This is a genomic window from Acinetobacter sp. CIP 53.82, assembly GCF_000369465.1.
Classification (GTDB): domain Bacteria; phylum Pseudomonadota; class Gammaproteobacteria; order Pseudomonadales; family Moraxellaceae; genus Acinetobacter; species Acinetobacter indicus.
Map to the genome: position 1 here is coordinate 1,836,678 of NZ_KB850046.1, position 18,007 is coordinate 1,854,684.

At 48.7% G+C, this 18,007-nt stretch carries 17 protein-coding genes; 13 read left to right on the forward strand and 4 right to left on the reverse strand.

Going from position 1 to position 18,007, the window contains the following annotated elements; translation table 11 throughout:
- Window positions 1–67 precede the first annotated feature (67 nt).
- Window positions 68–1,195, forward strand: a complete 1,128-nt coding sequence (locus tag F905_RS14145; RefSeq protein WP_005182079.1) for an endonuclease/exonuclease/phosphatase family protein — start codon at window positions 68–70, stop codon at window positions 1,193–1,195.
- Window positions 1,196–1,534: 339 nt separating this feature from the next.
- Here the strand turns inward: F905_RS14145 and lpxL are convergent, their stop codons facing one another.
- Together lpxL and F905_RS14160 are read right to left on the reverse strand one after the other, a co-directional pair.
- Entirely contained in the window at window positions 1,535–2,470 is a 936-nt protein-coding gene (gene lpxL / locus F905_RS14155; protein ID WP_005182083.1) for an LpxL/LpxP family Kdo(2)-lipid IV(A) lauroyl/palmitoleoyl acyltransferase, read from the reverse strand.
- Window positions 2,471–2,570: 100 nt separating this feature from the next.
- Window positions 2,571–4,481, reverse strand: a complete 1,911-nt coding sequence (locus F905_RS14160) for an ATP-binding cassette domain-containing protein (RefSeq protein WP_005182086.1) — start codon at window positions 4,479–4,481, stop codon at window positions 2,571–2,573.
- 35 nt (window positions 4,482–4,516) lie between these two features.
- Here F905_RS14160 and F905_RS14165 point away from each other — a divergent pair, with 35 nt between their 5' ends.
- The 12 genes from F905_RS14165 to F905_RS14220 all read left to right on the forward strand — a co-directional run bounded on the left by F905_RS14165 (window position 4,517) and on the right by F905_RS14220 (window position 15,923).
- Window positions 4,517–4,762: a SlyX family protein gene (locus F905_RS14165; protein ID WP_005182087.1), complete on the forward strand. Its 246-nt coding sequence runs from the start codon at window positions 4,517–4,519 to the stop codon at window positions 4,760–4,762.
- A gap of 221 nt (window positions 4,763–4,983) precedes the next feature.
- Window positions 4,984–6,006 carry a hypothetical protein gene (locus F905_RS14170; protein WP_005182088.1) on the forward strand — a complete coding sequence of 341 codons (1,023 nt, stop codon included), beginning with the start codon at window positions 4,984–4,986 and terminating at the stop codon, window positions 6,004–6,006.
- Window positions 6,007–6,076: 70 nt separating this feature from the next.
- Entirely contained in the window at window positions 6,077–6,526 is a 450-nt protein-coding gene (locus F905_RS14175; protein WP_005182089.1) for an ammonium transporter, read from the forward strand.
- 33 nt (window positions 6,527–6,559) lie between these two features.
- Window positions 6,560–9,196 carry a type I DNA topoisomerase gene (gene topA, locus F905_RS14180; RefSeq protein WP_005182090.1) on the forward strand — a complete coding sequence of 879 codons (2,637 nt, stop codon included), beginning with the start codon at window positions 6,560–6,562 and terminating at the stop codon, window positions 9,194–9,196.
- 95 nt (window positions 9,197–9,291) lie between these two features.
- Window positions 9,292–10,095 (forward strand): NYN domain-containing protein, encoded by an 804-nt coding sequence (locus F905_RS14185; protein ID WP_005182091.1) that lies wholly within the window; start codon window positions 9,292–9,294, stop codon window positions 10,093–10,095.
- Window positions 10,096–10,099: 4 nt separating this feature from the next.
- Window positions 10,100–10,858 carry a hypothetical protein gene (locus tag F905_RS14190; protein WP_005182094.1) on the forward strand — a complete coding sequence of 253 codons (759 nt, stop codon included), beginning with the start codon at window positions 10,100–10,102 and terminating at the stop codon, window positions 10,856–10,858.
- 56 nt (window positions 10,859–10,914) lie between these two features.
- Window positions 10,915–12,054 carry a glycerate kinase family protein gene (locus F905_RS14195; RefSeq protein WP_005182097.1) on the forward strand — a complete coding sequence of 380 codons (1,140 nt, stop codon included), beginning with the start codon at window positions 10,915–10,917 and terminating at the stop codon, window positions 12,052–12,054.
- Window positions 12,055–12,102: 48 nt separating this feature from the next.
- On the forward strand, window positions 12,103–12,456 hold the full coding sequence (locus F905_RS14200; protein ID WP_005182099.1) for a hypothetical protein: 354 nt from the start codon (window positions 12,103–12,105) through the stop codon (window positions 12,454–12,456).
- 68 nt (window positions 12,457–12,524) lie between these two features.
- A complete protein-coding gene (locus F905_RS14205) occupies window positions 12,525–14,516 on the forward strand; it encodes an ATP-dependent helicase (RefSeq protein ID WP_005182102.1) in 1,992 nt (663 codons plus the stop codon).
- Window positions 14,517–14,608: 92 nt separating this feature from the next.
- Entirely contained in the window at window positions 14,609–14,860 is a 252-nt protein-coding gene (locus tag F905_RS14210; protein WP_005182105.1) for an RNA recognition motif domain-containing protein, read from the forward strand.
- A 178-nt stretch (window positions 14,861–15,038) separates the two neighbouring features.
- Window positions 15,039–15,542: a DUF6586 family protein gene (locus tag F905_RS14215; protein WP_005182107.1), complete on the forward strand. Its 504-nt coding sequence runs from the start codon at window positions 15,039–15,041 to the stop codon at window positions 15,540–15,542.
- A 102-nt stretch (window positions 15,543–15,644) separates the two neighbouring features.
- Window positions 15,645–15,923 (forward strand): hypothetical protein, encoded by a 279-nt coding sequence (locus tag F905_RS14220; RefSeq protein ID WP_005182110.1) that lies wholly within the window; start codon window positions 15,645–15,647, stop codon window positions 15,921–15,923.
- A gap of 60 nt (window positions 15,924–15,983) precedes the next feature.
- On the opposite strand, the gene F905_RS14225 is transcribed toward F905_RS14220, so the two are convergent.
- Together F905_RS14225 and rpmG are read right to left on the reverse strand one after the other, a co-directional pair.
- Window positions 15,984–17,702, reverse strand: a complete 1,719-nt coding sequence (locus F905_RS14225; protein WP_005182113.1) for a cation:proton antiporter — start codon at window positions 17,700–17,702, stop codon at window positions 15,984–15,986.
- A gap of 148 nt (window positions 17,703–17,850) precedes the next feature.
- Window positions 17,851–18,006, reverse strand: coding sequence for a 50S ribosomal protein L33 (gene rpmG / locus F905_RS14230; RefSeq protein WP_003654787.1), 156 nt, complete (start codon window positions 18,004–18,006; stop codon window positions 17,851–17,853).
- Window position 18,007: the final 1 nt, after the last annotated feature.

Here is an 18,007-nt window from a genome sequence, read left to right on the forward strand (position 1 = left end):
CAAAATTGATAACGTTAGATTTCTATTTAAAAAAAACGAGAAAAATGAACTTTCTAAGTAGGTGCATATGATTTGGGTGGAAATGCTGGCCATTTTCGTCATCTGGATCAGCTTCTGGTCGCTGATTCCGCGCGATGAATGGTGGTTTCGAGGTGCCGATTTTCCCAGATTGCAGGTTCTGATGCTGGGGATTGTGGCCTTTGTGCTGATGCTGCTGTGGGATGCGGCCTGGGATACGCCGCGCTATGTGATTTTAACCGGTCTGATTGCCGCTCTGGCGTACCAGCTGAAAATGGTGCTGCCTTATACCTTTATCTGGAAAAAGCAGGTCAAAAAGGTCAAGCCGGAGCAGCTGAACCCTGATCAGCAAATTTCGTTAATAGTTTCCAATGTATTGACCACCAACCAGAAATATCACCTGCTCATTGCTGAAATCCGGAAATACCAGCCCGATTTGGTACTGACACTGGAAACCGATACGGTCTGGCAGCAGCAGCTGGCGGTGATTGAACCGGATTATCCTTATCGCGTGCCGGTGCCGCTGGACAATTTATATGGCATGCATCTCTATAGCCGCCTGCCCTTAAAAGAAACCGAAGTGAAATTTATCCTTAGCGATGAAATTCCGTCAATTCATACCACGGTCATCTTGCGTTCAGGCCAGCCGGTGCAGCTGTATTGTCTGCATCCGAAACCGCCGAGTCCGACTGAAGCCAAAGATTCGACCCTGCGTGATGCCGAGCTATTAATTGTCGGCGATCAGATTAAAGATCTGGATGAAAGCTGTATTGTGATGGGCGACCTGAATGATGTGGCCTGGTCCCGCACCACACGTCTGTTTCAGCGCATCAGTGGCCTGCTGGACCCGCGCGTCGGCCGGCATTATGTCAATACTTTCCATGCCGATTATCCCTTATTGCGCTGGTCGCTGGACCATGTGTTTCACAGTACCGATTTTGCCTTGGTGGAGATGAAGCGTTTGCCACATATGGGCTCAGATCATTTTCCGGTCTATGTGGTGTTACAGACCGGTCGGGTGTTTGAGCACATTCAGGAAGAGCTGGAACAGACTGAAGCCGATGAAGAAGAAGCGCAGGAGGCGATTCAGGAGGGTATTGAAAAAGCCGAGCGGGAAGAAAAAATCGTGACCGATGATTTGGCTCAGGATTATAAGCAGGGCAGCAAGACGCCATGAAATTTGAGGAAAAGTGTAAGAAATGGCTTACACAGATTTAGGCCGATGGCCAATAGCTGAAACCGAGCAAGCTGCGTATTCTAAGCATATCGGCAGATGGAGTTGGGAAAGGAGAGTCCCGTTAAGGAAGTTGAAGCCGGTGGATTGTCATCATGGAGATGATGCAGGAATGGAAAGCCAGAGATAACAACAAAAAAGTTTTGAAAGCACAACCTCATAAGCCCGAGTTTTGCAGGATGCAGAACTCGGGTTTAACTTTATGGGCTGTCGTGTCCTGGTATTTTGATCAGCATATGGTATTTGACTCGCAGAAAGATTGGCTTAATACAGCTGTATTGCTTAGTACAGCTGCTCATAGCCTTGTGGACGGGTCTTAAAACGGCGATGAAACCACATATATTGAGTCGGCGCGATGCGCAGCTGACGTTCAATAATCAAATTAACACGCGTCGCATCATCGACTTCATCCTCACTTGGTAAACGCTCAACCGGTGGCTCAATCAAGACATGATATTTCGGATTTTTAAGATCACCATGGCGGTAGAAATACAGCGGAATTGCGGCGGCTTTGGTCATTTTCAGTAAACGACGATGCGCAGTCACGGTGGCTGCCGGCACGCCAAAGAATGGCGCCATTACGCCTTGTTTCAGGCCAAAATCCTGATCCGGACTGTACCAGATGGCATGGCCATTTTTCAGGTTACGTACCAGACCACGCATATCATCATGGTCAATCTGATGGGCATAAATGGTGGCCCGGCAGCGGTAAATCAGCATATCTAACAGCGGATTGTTCTGCGGACGATAGACCACATCGGGTTCAAAATACTGGGCACATAAATAGCCGCCGGCATCAAGCAGGGTCGAGTGGGTGCCCAGCAACAAGACGCCTTTGCCTTCCGCTTGCGCCTGCTGAATATATTCCAGACCTTCAATACTGACCCGGCCCTGGAACCATTTCGGGCTATACCAGGCATTTAGGGTTTCAAATACGCCAATCATCTGGTCAACAAAAACCTGGCGCGCGTTGTCCTGCACCTCTTGCGCAGACCATTCTGGAAAGCAAAGCTCCAGATTGCGGACAGTGGTTTTACGGCGTGAATGCAGATAGCGAAACGCCAGCTGGCCCAGCCACTGGCCTAAACGGTACTGAATGGCCCACGGCAAGATTGCCAAAATCATCAGGAAGATAATACCGATCCAGATGCCCCAGTATTTCGGCAGCAGAAAGGACCATTGAAATTCACCAGGTTGATAATCTTGCGGTTGCGGCATAGTGACGTTTTAAAATGAAGGTTAAATGCAGTGTAGCATGAACGATTTTGAAGATGAAAAGCATCTGCCGCTGTCCGGCAGATGCTGTGAAGCGGGTGAATTAACCGCCTTTGCTCATATTTTCCAGCTCATCCCAGCGTTCCAGTTTTTCCAACAGGATTTCTTCAATTTCTGCCAGACGCTGCGAAGCCTGGGTTGCAGCTTCGGCATCGGATACAAACCAGGAACCATCAGCCAGTTTTTCTGACAGTGCAGCCTGTTCTGCTTCCAGCGCTTCAATTTCAGCCGGTAGCTGGTCCAGCTCACGCTGATCTTTATAGCTGAGTTTCTTTTTCACAGGCGCCGGAGCAGCTTCTACTTTTGCTGCTTCTGCCTTGGCCTGGGCTTTTTTCACCGCCATTTTCTGGTCAACCACGGTTTGATCCGGACGCTGCTGTAAATAGTCCTGATAGCCGCCGACATATTCTTCAATATGGCCTTTGCCATCAAACACCCAGGTCGAGGTAACCACGTTGTCCATAAAGGCACGGTCATGCGAAATTAGCAGCAAGGTGCCTTTGTATTCAGCCAGCATTTCTTCCAGCAGTTCCAGCGTGACCATATCCAGATCGTTAGTCGGCTCATCCATCACAATTAAATTGGATGGTTTCAGCAAGAGTTTGGCCAGTAGCACGCGGTTACGTTCACCGCCGGACAAGGCTTTGACCGGGGTACGCGCACGTTCCGGGTTAAACAGGAAATCTTGCAGATAGCTGTAGATATGACGGCGCTGTCCATTGACATCAACAAAGTCAGAACCTTCAGAAACGTTGTCCTTGACCGATTTTTCCAAATCCAGCTGGTTACGCAGCTGATCAAAATAGGCAATTTCCAGTTGGGTGCCAATTTTAACGGTACCGCTGTGTTCCACTTCATCCAAAATGGCTTTAATCAGGGTGGTTTTACCGACCCCGTTATCTCCGACCAGACCAATCCGGTCGCCACGCATGACAATGGCCGAGAAGTCTTTGATTAGCGGCTTGCCATCATAGCTGACGCCCAGATGTTCAATATCAAAGACCAGTTTGCCTGAACGCGCAGCTTCCTGTACGCCCATGTTGACTTTGCCTTGCTGGAAGCGACGCGCTTTGGATTCTTCGCGTAAGGCTTTCAGGGCACGAACACGACCTTCGTTGCGGGTACGACGCGCTTTAATACCCTGACGGATCCAGGCTTCTTCTTCGGCCAGTTTTTTCTCAAACAGGGCATTCTGTTTTTCTTCTGCTTCCAGCTGCTGGGCTTTGAGATCCAGATAGCGTGAATAGTTGCCTTCATAACTGCGCAGAATCCCGCGATCCAGTTCGACAATACGGGTTGCCAGACTGTCGACAAAGGTCCGGTCGTGCGAAATAAACAATAAGGTCAGGTTGTTCTGATCGAGCAGGAATTTTTCCAGCCATTCGATACTTTCAACATCTAAATGGTTAGTCGGCTCATCCAGTAACAGGATGTCCGGTTGGGTCAGCAGGGCACGGGCCAGCAGCACGCGGCGTTTACGGCCACCGGAAAGATCTGCCAGATCGGCATTCGGGTCCAGCCCCATTTTGCTTAAAATAGAGTTGACCTTGTTTTCCAGTGCCCAGCCATCAAGCTGATCCAGTTTGTGTTGCAGTTCACCCATGCGCTCGCAGGCGGCCATATCGCCCAGCACGCAGGCATCATTGGCGGCATGATAGGCACGCAGGACCTCTGCTGCTTCACCGGCACCATCAGCGACAATATCGGCAACCTTGCCCGAATCCATCGGGACATCCTGGGTCAGCATGGACACGGTTAAGCCATTTTGAATCGAGACTTCGCCGGCATCGGGCAGTAAGCTTCCTTCAATCAGTTTAAGTAAGGTAGACTTACCTTCACCATTACGGCCGATCAAACACACTCGTTCGCCACGTTCAAGAGTAAAGTTCGCGCCGTCGAGCAGGGCGGGTCCACCAAACGCGAGTTGGACATCCCTTAGGGTAATATAGGCCATAGTGTTTCCTGAAAAATCTCAAATGAGGATTTAAAATGACTAAACAACAAAATCTAAATGATCAGGCGTCATTTTCCGCACCCATTGAAGATTTGCAAGTCCGAATTGCATTTTTAGATGATTTAGTTGAACAGCTGAATGAGCAGGTGACTAAACAGAATCTGGAAATTGCCGACCTCAAGAAACAAATGCAGCTGCTTTATCAACGGGTTGAGTCGGCTGACCTGTCAGAAGGCATTGCTCCCTTCGATCCGCTGACCAATATTCCGCCGCATTATTAATCTGTCAATTGCTAGAGCATCCCGCACAATCTATGAATACACCCGCAGCCTGAATGCGGGTTTTATGTTGAGGTATCTATATAAAGCGGGGGCTAGTGGGGCGGTTTAGCTCCAGTCGCTTTTGAGGCAGCGATCACAGCGCCACAATAAAAAAATTTGACCTTTATCTCACTTCCGGCTCTAATGCCCACTTTCGGCTCTCAGATCCTTTATTTTTTGTCATGACCCAGAAAGTTGTACTTTTAGATCTTGAACAGAATATGCCTACGGCACAACTGCTGCGCGATATTCTGCAGCATTATTCGACACTCTACCTGTTTAACTGTGCCGGACGCTTTGAGTACGCGCTGGATGACCTGACTGAACTGGCCAGCTGGATGAACAGCGCTCAGGTGGTGGTACTGGACACCCCAGAAGCACCGCATAAAGAGTTTGAATATGCCGTGGTGGTCGGGCAGTTAATGGCATTACTTGAGCCAGATAGCCATGTCGAAATTATTTCGGCCCAGGACAGCAGCGATATTCTGGTGCAGATGCTACAGGCCTCGAATATCAGTGCCCATCTGATTCTAATTCAGCCAGAAGATGCGGCGCAGCCACTTCATACGCCAAAATACAGCTTGCCGAGTATTGCCACCATCCAGCAAAAACCGTATTTGCAACTGGTCAAAAAATACTGTGATGCTCTGGCAAAAATGAGCGGTAAACCGAATACGGTCGAGAAGCTGAAAAACTCTCTCAGCAATATTTTGCAGGTGGTGCCGGAAAAAGCCCAGCGTCTGGTCGGTTTGTTAATTAATCTGAAAATTATCAAGCGTTATGATGAGCAAATTGCCTTTCGCAAGAAGGTGCTGAAACAGTGGATTCAGCTGGATTTAAATGCCTCTGCTGAAAAAACACCGGTGGCCAGCAGTCTGGATCAGGCCTTAAAACAGTTACAGTCGACAGAAAGCGGAGCTGCTCCTGTTATTGAACAGGACTCTGTCGCCGCGCCGATTCAAAGTGCGCAGCAGCCGTTGTTTAAAAACTTTGACCAGATTGATCCGGTACAGCTGGAAGTGGCGCGTAAACTGCGCGAACTGAAAGCCGATAAACCCAAAGATATTTATGCCTTGCGTGACCTGTTAGAACAGATGTTTCCCCAGTCCGACGTGCGGTTATTGCTCAAGGAACTGCTGGAAAAAGGCTATATCTACTGGAACGGGCATGAAGTGGTCTATAGCCACGAAATGTTCCTGAATTAATTTTATCGTGCAAACTTGCGTTTTATATGGCGCTTATGCAACTCTAATAAAAGAACATAAAGGTTGAGCTATGGAAAATACTGGAATTTGGGTGGCACTGGCCATCATCATTTTTGTGCTGGGCTCGATTTTTGGTTTGCGTGTCAGTCCAAGAGAAAAAGCCCTGGGCCTGATGCGTGAAAAAGCCCGCAAGATGGGCCTGCATCCGCGTCTGGTGGCTGCGCCGGACTGGACCAAAATTCCGATGGCCACAGAAAGCCGTGCCAGTATGGTGGCCTATTATAGCGTATTGATTCCAGAGGCCCGCTTGCCGTTAATGCGCGCCCGGGTGGTCGATCAGCAGCTTGAACTGGTGCATGGTGAGGAAAAATTTAATCATACACCCGTTGCATTAAAGGGCATTTATGCTATTGATATGCAGGCAAACTGTGTAGGACTCTATTGGGATGAAGAAGCTGATCTGAAAGCCACCCAACTGGATGACATCAAGGCATATTTACATTCTTTGGCTGAACTTTAATTTAAAACATTTTCACAGGAACTACGGTTAACTATGGCGAACGCTCCTCGCTCCACATCGAAAAGCACTACAGCAAAATCTGCCGATGGCGCTAAGCGTGCCTTGGTGATTGTGGAGTCGCCTGCAAAAGCGAAAACAATCAACAAATACCTCGGTTCGAATTACATTGTAAAGTCGTCGGTCGGTCACGTGCGTGATTTGCCTACAGGCGCCAGTAAAAGTACAGAAAAGAAAACCACCACACGTGCCAAACTGACCGAAGCACAAAAAGCAGAAAAAGCTCAGCAGGCCTTGGTCAACCGCATGGGGGTAGACCCGGAGCATGGCTGGAAAGCCCAGTATGAAGTGCTACCGGGCAAGGAAAATGTTGTTGCTGAATTGAAAAAACTGGCATCGCAGGTCGATGAAGTCTATCTGGCAACGGATTTGGACCGTGAAGGGGAAGCCATTGCCTGGCATTTAAAAGAAGTCATTGGCGGTGATGATGCGCGTTATCAGCGTGTGGTATTTAACGAGATTACCAAAAATGCCATTCAGGAAGCCTTTAAGCATCCGGCACGTCTAGACACCAATAAAGTCAATGCGCAGCAGGCGCGCCGTTTCCTGGACCGTGTGGTTGGCTTTATGATTTCGCCATTGCTGTGGGAAAAAATTGCCCGTGGTCTGTCAGCCGGTCGTGTCCAGTCAGTAGCCGTGAAACTGGTGGTAGAGCGTGAACGTGAAATTCGTGCCTTCATTCCGGAAGAATACTGGCAGGTATTTGCCGATACCAAATCTGCACAAGATGATATTCGTCTGGAAGCAGTCAAGCAAAATGGCAAGACCCTAAAGCTGCGTAACAAGGCTGAAACCGATGCCTTGCTGAACCTGATTAAAGATGCAGACTATACGGTGGCTGCACGTGAAGACAAGCCGACCAAGGTGAATCCGAGTGCGCCGTATATCACCTCAACGCTGCAACAGGCGGCCAGTACCCGCTTAGGTTTCTCGGTCAAGAAAACCATGATGCTGGCACAGCGTCTGTATGAAGCCGGTTTTATTACCTATATGCGTACCGACTCGACGTTCCTGAGTGATGACGCCGTGAATATGGTGCGTACGCATATTGAATCCGAGTACGGCCAGAAATATTTACCGGCCAAGCCAAACCGTTACGGCAACAAAGCCGGCGCGCAAGAGGCTCACGAAGCGATTCGTCCATCCAATGTTGGTCTGAAAGGCGACAGCCTGGCTGGTGTCGAGCGTGATGCCCAGCGTTTATACGATTTAATCTGGCGTCAGTTTGTGGCCTGTCAGATGACTCCGGCCGAATATTTATCATCGACCATTCTGGTCAATGCCAATGGGGTAGAACTGAAAGCCAAAGGCCGTACCCTGGTCTTTGATGGTTTTACCAAAGTACGTGGTCAGAACAAGTCTGATGATGATGTATTGCTGCCTGCAGTGAAAGTCGGCGAAGTGCTGAAACTGCAAAAGCTGGACCCATCACAACACTTTACCAAGCCGCCTGCACGTTTTACCGAAGCCTCGCTGGTGAAAGAACTGGAAAAACGTGGCATTGGCCGCCCATCGACCTATGCGGCGATTATTTCTACCATTCAGGACCGTGGTTATGTCAAGCTGGAAAACCGCCGCCTGTTTGCGGAAAAGATGGGTGAAATTGTCACCGACCGTCTGGATGAAAGCTTTAACAACCTGATGAACTACGACTTTACCGCGGACTTAGAAGGTCAGCTGGATAAAGTGGCCGATGGTGAACGCAACTGGAAAGATCTGCTCGACAGCTTCTATGGTGATTTTAAAACCCGTCTGACCAATGCACAGGGCGAACAGGGCATGCGCCGTAATCTGCCGGTGGAAGTGGATGCCGTGCATTGTCCGGAATGCGAACGTCCAATGCAGATTCGTACCGGTACCACCGGGGTATTCCTGGGCTGTTCCGGTTATAACCTGCCGCCAAAAGAACGCTGTAAAGGCACTTTGAATTTAACGCCAGTTGAATCTCTGGCGGCCCTGTCAGATGATGACAGTGCTGAAACCGCCGACCTGATGTCGAAAAAACGCTGCCCGATCTGTGAAACTGCCATGGATAGCTACGTGATTGATGGTGGCCGTAAATTGCATATTTGCGGTAATAACCCGGACTGTGCCGGTTTTGAGCTGGAAGAAGGCGAGTTCAAGATTAAAGGCTATGATGGCCCGACCATTCCATGTGATAAATGTGATGGCGAAATGCAGCTGAAAACTGGCCGTTTTGGTCCATACTTTGCCTGCACCAGCTGTGACAATACCCGTAAAGTCTTGAAAAACGGTCAGCCTGCGCCGCCGCGTGTCGACCCCATCAAGATGGAACATTTACGCTCGACCAAGCATGATGACTTTTTTGTCCTGCGTGATGGCGCTGCCGGTTTATTCCTGGCGGCCAGCAAGTTCCCGAAAGTGCGTGAAACCCGTGCACCGAAGGTGGCGGAACTGCGTACGGTTGCTGACCAGCTTGATCCAAAATATCAATTCATTTTGCAGGCACCCGATGTAGACCCAGAAGGCAACCCGACTCTGGTGAAATTCAGCCGTAAAAATCAGGCGCAATATATTGGCTCTGAAACCCCTGAAGGCAAACAGACCAAATGGAGTCTGGTATATCAGGATGGTAAATGGGTCGAAGCCTGATCGTGAAAAACTGAAAAAATGCTGACGGAAGTCGGCATTTTTTATGTCAAAATTACTTCCACAATAAATTTGAATAATAAGCGCTTGGGGAACCGGTGGATATCCAAACAAAAAAATTTGCGGTATTAATTGATGCCGATAACTCTTCGATTCACGCTATTGCTTCGGTGCTTGAAGAAGTGGCCAAATATGGTATTGCCAGTGTGAAACGGGTCTATGGAGACTGGAGCAGTGAAACCCTGAAAAAGTGGCGTGATGTGCTGTTACCACATGCCATTACCCCGGTACAGCAGTTTGCCTATACCAAAGGCAAAGATGCCACCGACATGATCCTGATTATTGATGCCATGGATTTGCTCTATGCCGGAGCGCTGGATGGTTTCTGTATTGTGTCCAGTGACAGTGACTTTACTCCGCTGGCCTCGCGGATTCGTGAAAATGGCCTCAGTGTTTATGGTTTTGGCAAAAAATCGACCCCGGAAGCATTTAAAAAAGCCTGTGATAAATTTATTTATATTGAAAACCTGATCTCTGAAAATGAACTGAAAAATGCCGAAGAAGATGAAATAAGCCCGGTTCAGGACAAAAAGAACCTAGAAAGTGCAAAAAACTCCGAGCTAAAATCCAGCACTGTGCCGAAAGAAAACCCGGCTGCAGAGATGATGGATCGCGCCACACTGAATCTGATTTATAAAGCAGTCAAAGACAATGCCGATGAAAATGGCTGGGCCAATCTGGGTATGGTTGGGCAATATATCAGCGCGGTAAAACCGGATTTTGATTCCAGAAACTATGGTCGGGCCAAGCTCTCCGGACTCATTAAAACCCTGAATCTGTTTGAAACCAAAATTGAAATGAGTCAGATGTATCTGAGAAAACTCAAAAAACAGAGCGCTTAAGCCGATGTGGAAAAAGATTCGTATCCTGATCTTGTTGCTGATTCTTTTCATTGTGGCGGTAAATGCCTATCGTGACCAGAATCAGGACTGGAATAAACCAGTGCGGGTGCTCTTGCATCCGGTGAATGCCGATGGACAGGACAGCACCCAGCGTTATATCCAGCAGCTGTCTAACAGCAGTTTTCAAACGGTGCAGCAGTATTTGCAGCAGGCCGCGGCACAGTATCGCCAGCAACCGGTATATTTTTATCTGCAGCTTAGCCGGGAACTGAAACAGTTGCCGCCACAGGTACCGGAACAGGCTTCTTTACTCGATAGCATCATCTGGAGTCTCAAGTTCCGGTTTTATGCCTGGCGTCAGCATCAGTCAGTTGATGGCGCACCGCATGTGACCCTGTATTTAAACTATTATGATCCAGCCCATCAAAAAGCTTTAAAACATTCTACCGCGCTGGAAAAAGGCCGGATTGGTTCGGTTAACCTGTTTGCCGCCGAGCGTCAGACCCAGCAGAACCATGTGGTGCTGGTGCATGAATTACTGCATGCTTTTGGCGCCCGTGATAAATATGATCTGGCCACCGGACTGCCGATTTATCCGCTGGGTTATGCCAACCCGCAGCAACAGCCACGCTATCCACAGCAGAAAGCTGAGTTAATGGGCGGGCATATTCCGCTAAGTAGCAGCACCAGCAAAATGCCGGACAGCCTGCAATACACCGTCATTAATGACCTGACCGCTGCGGAAATTGGCTGGCTACGCTAATATGCGGATAAGTCAACACTTATCCACAATGGACACCCACGCTGGGGATAAACCACATGCCACTTCGTTTTGTGATTGCACCAGATTCCTTTAAAGAAAGCCTGAGCGCAGTACAGGCCGCCCAGGCCATGCAGCGCGGAATCTTGCGGCAGTTTCCGGATGCAATCTGTCGCTTGGTACCGCTGGCCGATGGCGGTGAAGGCACCGTCGATGCCCTGTTAAATGCATGTACCGGGCAGAAAGTTTCGTGTCGGGTACGCGGTCCTTTGCCGCAGCAACAGGTTGAAAGCTACTTTGCCCTGATTGACGACGGCAAAACTGCAGTCATTGAAATGGCCAAGGCCAATGGTATTCATCTTATTCCGTTGGCGCAGCGCAATCCGGCGCTTACTTCTACTTATGGCACTGGCGAGATGATCCGCCAGGCGCTGGATCTGGGCGTGTCTAAAATCGTGATTGGACTGGGCGGCAGTGTCACCAATGATGCCGGTGGTGGGATGGCACAGGCGTTGGGGGTGAAATTTTTAGATCAGGCTGGCCTGGAGGTGCAACCGTGTGGCGGCAATTTAAAGCAGATCTGCGAGATTGACCTCAGTGCTTTGGATGCCCGTTTGGCAACCACCGAGATACTGATTGCCAGCGATGTCAATAATCCGCTCTGTGGGGAACATGGTGCCTCGGCCATTTTTGGACCGCAAAAAGGTGCCACGCCGGAGCTGGTCAAAATTCTCGATCAGAACTTGGGTTATTTTGCCAATCTGGTTGAAGCAACGCTCGGGGTTAATGTGCAACATCAGGCCGGGGCTGGTGCTGCCGGTGGACTGGGTTTTGGCTTGCTTGCTTTTGCTCGCGCAAAAATTCAGTCAGGTGTTGAACTGCTGATTCAGCAAACCGGGTTGGCTGAAAAAATTGCACAGGCCGATGTGGTCCTGACCGGCGAAGGGAAAATTGATCGGCAGACCTTCATGGGTAAAACCCCATTTGGTGTGGCACAGGTTGCGAAAGGCTTGAATAAACCGGTCTATGCGTTTGCAGGAATGATCGGTGAAGGCATTGAGCCACTGCTAGAGGCGGGATTTACACAGATTATTGGCATTAATCCACCTGATATTTCAGTAGAAGATGCGATTCGAAATGCAGAAAACAATTTAACCGACAGCGTCGAAAATGTCATGCGATCGCTAAAGAAAGCTTGATAAACCCAGATGCCAATAGGGTTTAAAAAAATGATAAATAGGGAAATTATGAAAAAGATCATCTTGGTTTTGATATTAAGCTGCATCACCGTACACAGTTTTGCAAAACCGGCCTACCGCGAAAATATGCAAAATTATCTCAGGAAAAATCCTGTACAGCAGTACTCACAGCCGAGAGTACTGTCTTTTCATTTTGATGAGATGCATCTGAGTGTTTTAAAAAATCTGCTGGCAATTGAAAAGAAGGTCACGCTGATTGTGGATTCAGATGTCGATATGAATCATCAATTTCCCCTTCATTTACGCAATGCGAACTTTCTTGAATTTTTGGACGTAACGACCCGACAGCTGGGGCTGCAATACGAAGTACTCAATTCGAAAACGATCCGGGTTTACAAATAGGCTAGTTTTTATGTTGATGGGATGCTTATGATAAGATCTCGCTTTGAATTTTCGAGAAATGATTTGGTATGTCACTTGCGCAGCTCATCGACGAGTTAAATCCCCAACAGAAAAATGCAGCCACCACTGAAGCAAAGCATAGTTTGGTCTTGGCTGGGGCTGGCTGTGGCAAAACCAAAACCATTGTGGCGCGTGCAGCTTATCTGATTGATCAGGGCGTTCCGGCCAACCAGATCCAGATTTTAACCTTTACCCGCCGTGCCGCTGCTGAAATTGTAGCGCGGGTCGAGCTGGCGCTGGGCGAGCAGGCCAAGGGCTTGCGTGCTTCTACCTTCCATACCTTCTGTATGTATCTGCTGCGCCGGATTCCGAAAGCCTTTGGGCTGGAACAGTTCTCGATTATTGATCGTGATGACCAGATCATGATGTTCCGTTTGCTGCGTGGTAAAGATGACAAGAAAAATCCAAATGCCTTGCCCAAGCCACAGCAGCTGTGTGACCTGTATTCTTTTGCCCGCAATACCCGGCAAAAACTGAGTATTGCGCTGGAAAAACAGTTACCGGAATGTCTGGATTATAAAGATCAGATTGCCGAGATCATGAAAGAATATGAAGCGCGCAAGCAGGTGCGTCATTTTCTGGATTATGACGATATTCTGGCAATTGTCGCCTCGGCGCTGGCCCAGTCAGAGGGGCTGGTCGATTATGTCGCATCATTGTGCCAGCACATGCTGGTCGATGAAATGCAGGACACCAATCCTTTGCAATGGGCCTTGCTGGAGCCGTTAAAAGAGCGGGTGCAGCTGTTCTGTGTTGGTGATGATGCGCAGTCGATTTACGGTTTCCGTGGTGCTGACTTTGAAAATATTCATCATTTTAAAGAACGTGTTCCGGGTGCCCAGATTTATAAGCTGGAGCGCAACTATCGTTCAACTCAGGAAATTCTGGATCTGTCGAACTGGTTGCTGGATCAAAGTCCGATCGGCTATGACAAACGGCTGGAGGCGTATCGTGGCAGCGGCTTAAAACCGCGCATGCACATTTTCCCGAATGAGTTTGATGAAGCCAAATGGATTGCCATTGATATCAAAGAGCGTCACTTTATCCAGGGCGCAGCATGGCAGGAGCATATGGTGCTGGTGCGTTCCAGTTTTGCCGCGCGGCATATTGAAGCGGCCTTTATTGCCGCCAATGTTCCGTATCGTTTTATTGGCGGCATGAAATTACTGGAATCGGCGCATGTCAAGGATTTGCTCAGTCTGCTGCGGGTCATTGCCAATCCGGCCGATGATATTGCCTGGATGCGTTTTCTGACCCTGTGGAATGGCGTGGGAGATGTCGGTGCCAGTAAACTGGCACAGCAGTTATTGTTGAATCCGGAAATGGAGCAGATTGCGGAAAAGCTGGAGAAATTTGGCCGGATTCCGGATAAAACCATTTTGATTATGAAGCAAATGGCGGTACTGAAACAGAAAGTCGACGTCTGTGTCAGTCTGGCGATTGAGGCACTGGTGGAGCAGCTGGAACAGAATTACGCCAAAAAAGACTGGTCAAAACGGCTTAAAGATTTTGATCTGGTCAAGCAGCTGGCCAGCAAACACGGTCAGCTCAGCGAGTTTCTGGAAGAATATGTACTCGATCCGATTTCGATTAGTGAAATTGAGCGCCAGTCAGATGATGACGTGGTCACGCTCATTACCATTCACTCGGCCAAAGGTACCGAGCAGAAGGTCTGCTATGTGGCCAATGTCACTGCCGGGCAGTATCCACATGCACGGGCGCAAGGGAATTTTGACGAAGTCGAAGAAGAACGCCGGGTGCTGTATGTGGCTTTAACCCGGGCGCAAAACGAGCTGATTCTGACCAAGCAGAACATCAGCTGGTGGGCCAGAGATACGGTCGATGAACAGGGGCGTACTGTGGAAAGCTATTTCCTGAATGATTTGACCCGTAACCTGTGTCAAAGTGAAACCCATTATAAAACCCGTGAACAGACCGTTAAAAGCGCGCTGATCGAACGCCAGAAGATTCGTTTAGATTTTGGGATTGATCTCGATTAAACTAGAGCCATGTGTTGTGCAGCTTGATGCACAATCTCCAGAGTAGAGTAGGCGCATGCTTTTGGATGATTTGGCCTATTTGGAAAAAGTAAATGAAAATTCTTGTACGTAATTTAGAGCGTTCCATCACCGATGCTGAACTGCTGGCGCTGTTTCAGCCGTTTGGCACAGTCGAATCTGCGGTGATTGTTAAAGAGGCTGACAGTGGCAAGTCCAAAGGGTTTGGCTTTGTGGAAATGCCGCATGGTCGTGAAGCCGTCAAAGCGATTAAGGGCCTGAATACCCTGAAAGTCAAAGGTGCTGGCATTCGCGTTAAAGCTGCGGAAGACAAGCCGAAAGCTTGAACATCAACAGGAGTCCTTAGTGGCTCCTTTTTTAGCGCTGCATTTTTCTCTATTTAAACTTATCGTAGAAAATATCGATGCTGATGATAGCGCTCATATGTATTTTTTGTTGGGCATTTGGACGCAGAGCGTTTAAGCTTAATGTTGAAATAAAAGCCAAAATTTAGGAACGCTATTCATGTCCCGTGTTGCTCGCTTTCATGCCGACCGTACCAATCAAAAACTGTATTTTGCCCGTCTTTCATGTCAGCAAGCCGAACAAACCGAACATATCCAGCAGGCGCAGGCACATCGCGAAGCAGCGGTGTTTCATCTGCATGGTGCTGTACTGGCCTTTTTGCAGGAACTGGTGCGTTACTACCGCCTGAATGAGCTGCAGCCGACTTTAAAATCAATTGAAGAAGCGATGGCGGCCAAAGGTCAGGTATCGCCTGAAGTGGTGATTCTGCAAAAACTGGCCAAAGAAGGCTTTATTGCTGAATTAAAACGCGCTTATCGTCTTTGTCAGTATACGCCGGAGCCAAGCGCACCGGAACCGGAAGATGAGACTTCATCGAACCTGATTATTAAAGTCACTCAAACCCCGCAAGCATGGCTGCCAGATACCAAAATCCTGCGTGAATGGCATCGTGAGCTGATGCAGTTAATTGATGGTTTCAGAAATGAAATGGTGGAATTCTAAACCCGACCAGTGTCCCTTGAATTCTGAAAACCTGACATCATATTAACTATCTAAGCGATGCAAAGAGTCCATCTTTGCCACCATGTTGAACATGGAGGAATTATGTCTATAGAACAGTTAAAAGCCTTATTTGGAAATCAGGACGCGATTTTGGAATTGGTTCAGCTTGAAGGTGGTGAGTTGGCATTGCGTAATGCTGGTTCAGAACAGGAACCTCTGGTCAAAATCCAGTTTAATGATGAAGTCAAAGCCCTGCTGGGAGATCAGACGCCAATTGTCGCCCAGCACATGATTCAGGCCGCATTATTCGGGCTGCTGGAAAAGCAGGTCAATGAATGGCAGGCCGAAGTGGTTGATGAGCAGCCGAAGTATCTGAGCTAGTCGGCTCATGCTCTGGAATGCAAAAGCGCACCTGAAGGTGCGCTTTTTTGTGCCTGAGGCTTAATGTGAGGGTGGTTGATGATGGGCAATTTCAATCTGGTTTAAAATATGATTGCTCATGTTCTTGGCCATTTCTTCTTTGGCAAAGTACACCTCACCGATATTGTCACGGCGAATGACTTCGGCTTCTTCTTTGCTTTCCGCACAGATCAGCACCTGAATTTGCGGATTCAAAGTGGTGGCAATATCAACAATTTTATGAATATCAATAATGTCCATCGGTGAAATCACCAGTAAACGGGCATGTTGAATATGTGCCTGAATCAGTACTCCAGGCTCAGTGGCCACACCAGATACCGCAGCAATGCCTTTTTCCCGCAGGTTTTCGACAATCTCACGGTTTTCTTCGGCAATCACCACCTTGATATTTTCTGCCATCAGGTTTTTGGTAATGCGGCGGCCAACTTCACCATGGCCAATAATCACCACCTGATCACGCAGGTAATCTTGTGAAACTTCATCGGGTAACATCGCCAGCGGGTCGCCACTGCGTTCCAGCAAACGGGCCAGATGTGAGCGCTCGCGAATCCAGCGCTGTACCGGTTCAATCGCCGAAAATAGGAAGGTGTTTAAGGTAATGGAAATCAGGGCACCGGCCAGAATCAGGTTTTGACCTTCTAGAGACAGCAGCTGTAACGATACGCCGAGCGTGGCCAGAATAAAGGAGAATTCACCAATCTGCGCCAGTGAAGCACCCACCGTTAATGCAGTGTTAATCGGGTAGCGGAAGAACAGGACCAGGGCCATGGCGGCAATGGTTTTACCAATCATGATAATGCCGACCACTGCCAGCACATGCAGCGGTTCTTCCAGCAGAATCCGCGGGTCAAACAGCATCCCCACCGACACGAAGAACAGGATCGAGAAAATCTCCCGTAGCGGCAGGGTTTCTTCTTCAGCACGATGGCTAAAGTCAGACTCTTTCACCACCATACCGGCAAAGAAGGCGCCCAGTGCCATCGACACACCAAAGACTTTATAGGCACCAAAGGCAATTGACACGGCCGCCGCGACCACAGTCAGGGTAAACAGTTCACGGGAACCCAGACGCGCCACTACCTGCATAATCCAGGGTACCAATCGTTTTCCGATAATCAGCATAAAGGCAATAAAGCCGGTGACTTTTAACAGGGTAATGCCCAGTGTCAGCCAGATGTTTTCATCAGCTGCACTACCGGCAAGTGCCTGTCCACCCAACAGGACTGCGGTAGCCGGCAACAGTACCAGCACCAGCACCATTACTAGGTCCTCGACCAGCAGCCAGCCCACGGCAATCTTGCCGTTGACCGAGTCTAGCAGGCCGCGATCCCCCAGTGCTTTGAGTAGAACTACCGTACTGGCACAGGACAGGCTAAGACCGAACACCAGTGCAGAGCCGAAACTCCAGCCCCACATCATCGAGACTCCAATCCCCAGTAAAGTGGCGACAGTAATCTGCAGGATGGCACCGGGCAGGGCAATCCGTTTGACTTGCATCAGGTCATTGAGCGAGAAATGCATCCCGACGCCAAACATCAGGAACATCACACCCAGTTCAGCCAGCTGGTTGGCCAGGTGAATATCACCGACCACGCCGGGCGTATTTGGACTAATCAGGATACCAGCCACCAGATAACCGATCAGGGGCGGTAAACGTAAACGGGCGGCAATATAGCCGAACAGTAAGGCCAGTCCAAAGCCGACAGCCAATAAGATAATAAGTTCTACATCATGCGGCACTAACAACTCCTTAAGCCAAGGTTAAGGGTAAAAAAGACAAGCACAGAGAGTGCCAGATTGAAAAGATCAGGAAATTTTAACAACTGGAAAAAAAAAAGTGCAAAAAAAAACGACCTGCAGAGAGGTCGTTTTTTTCAAAAAGCCAAAATTATTTGATTTTAGCTTCTTTGAAGATTACGTGTTGACGGATTTTCGGATCAAATTTTTTGATTTCCATTTTTTCCGGCATAGTACGTTTGTTTTTAGTTGTGGTATAGAAATAACCTGTACCAGCTGTAGAAACTAAGCGAATCTTATCACGCATT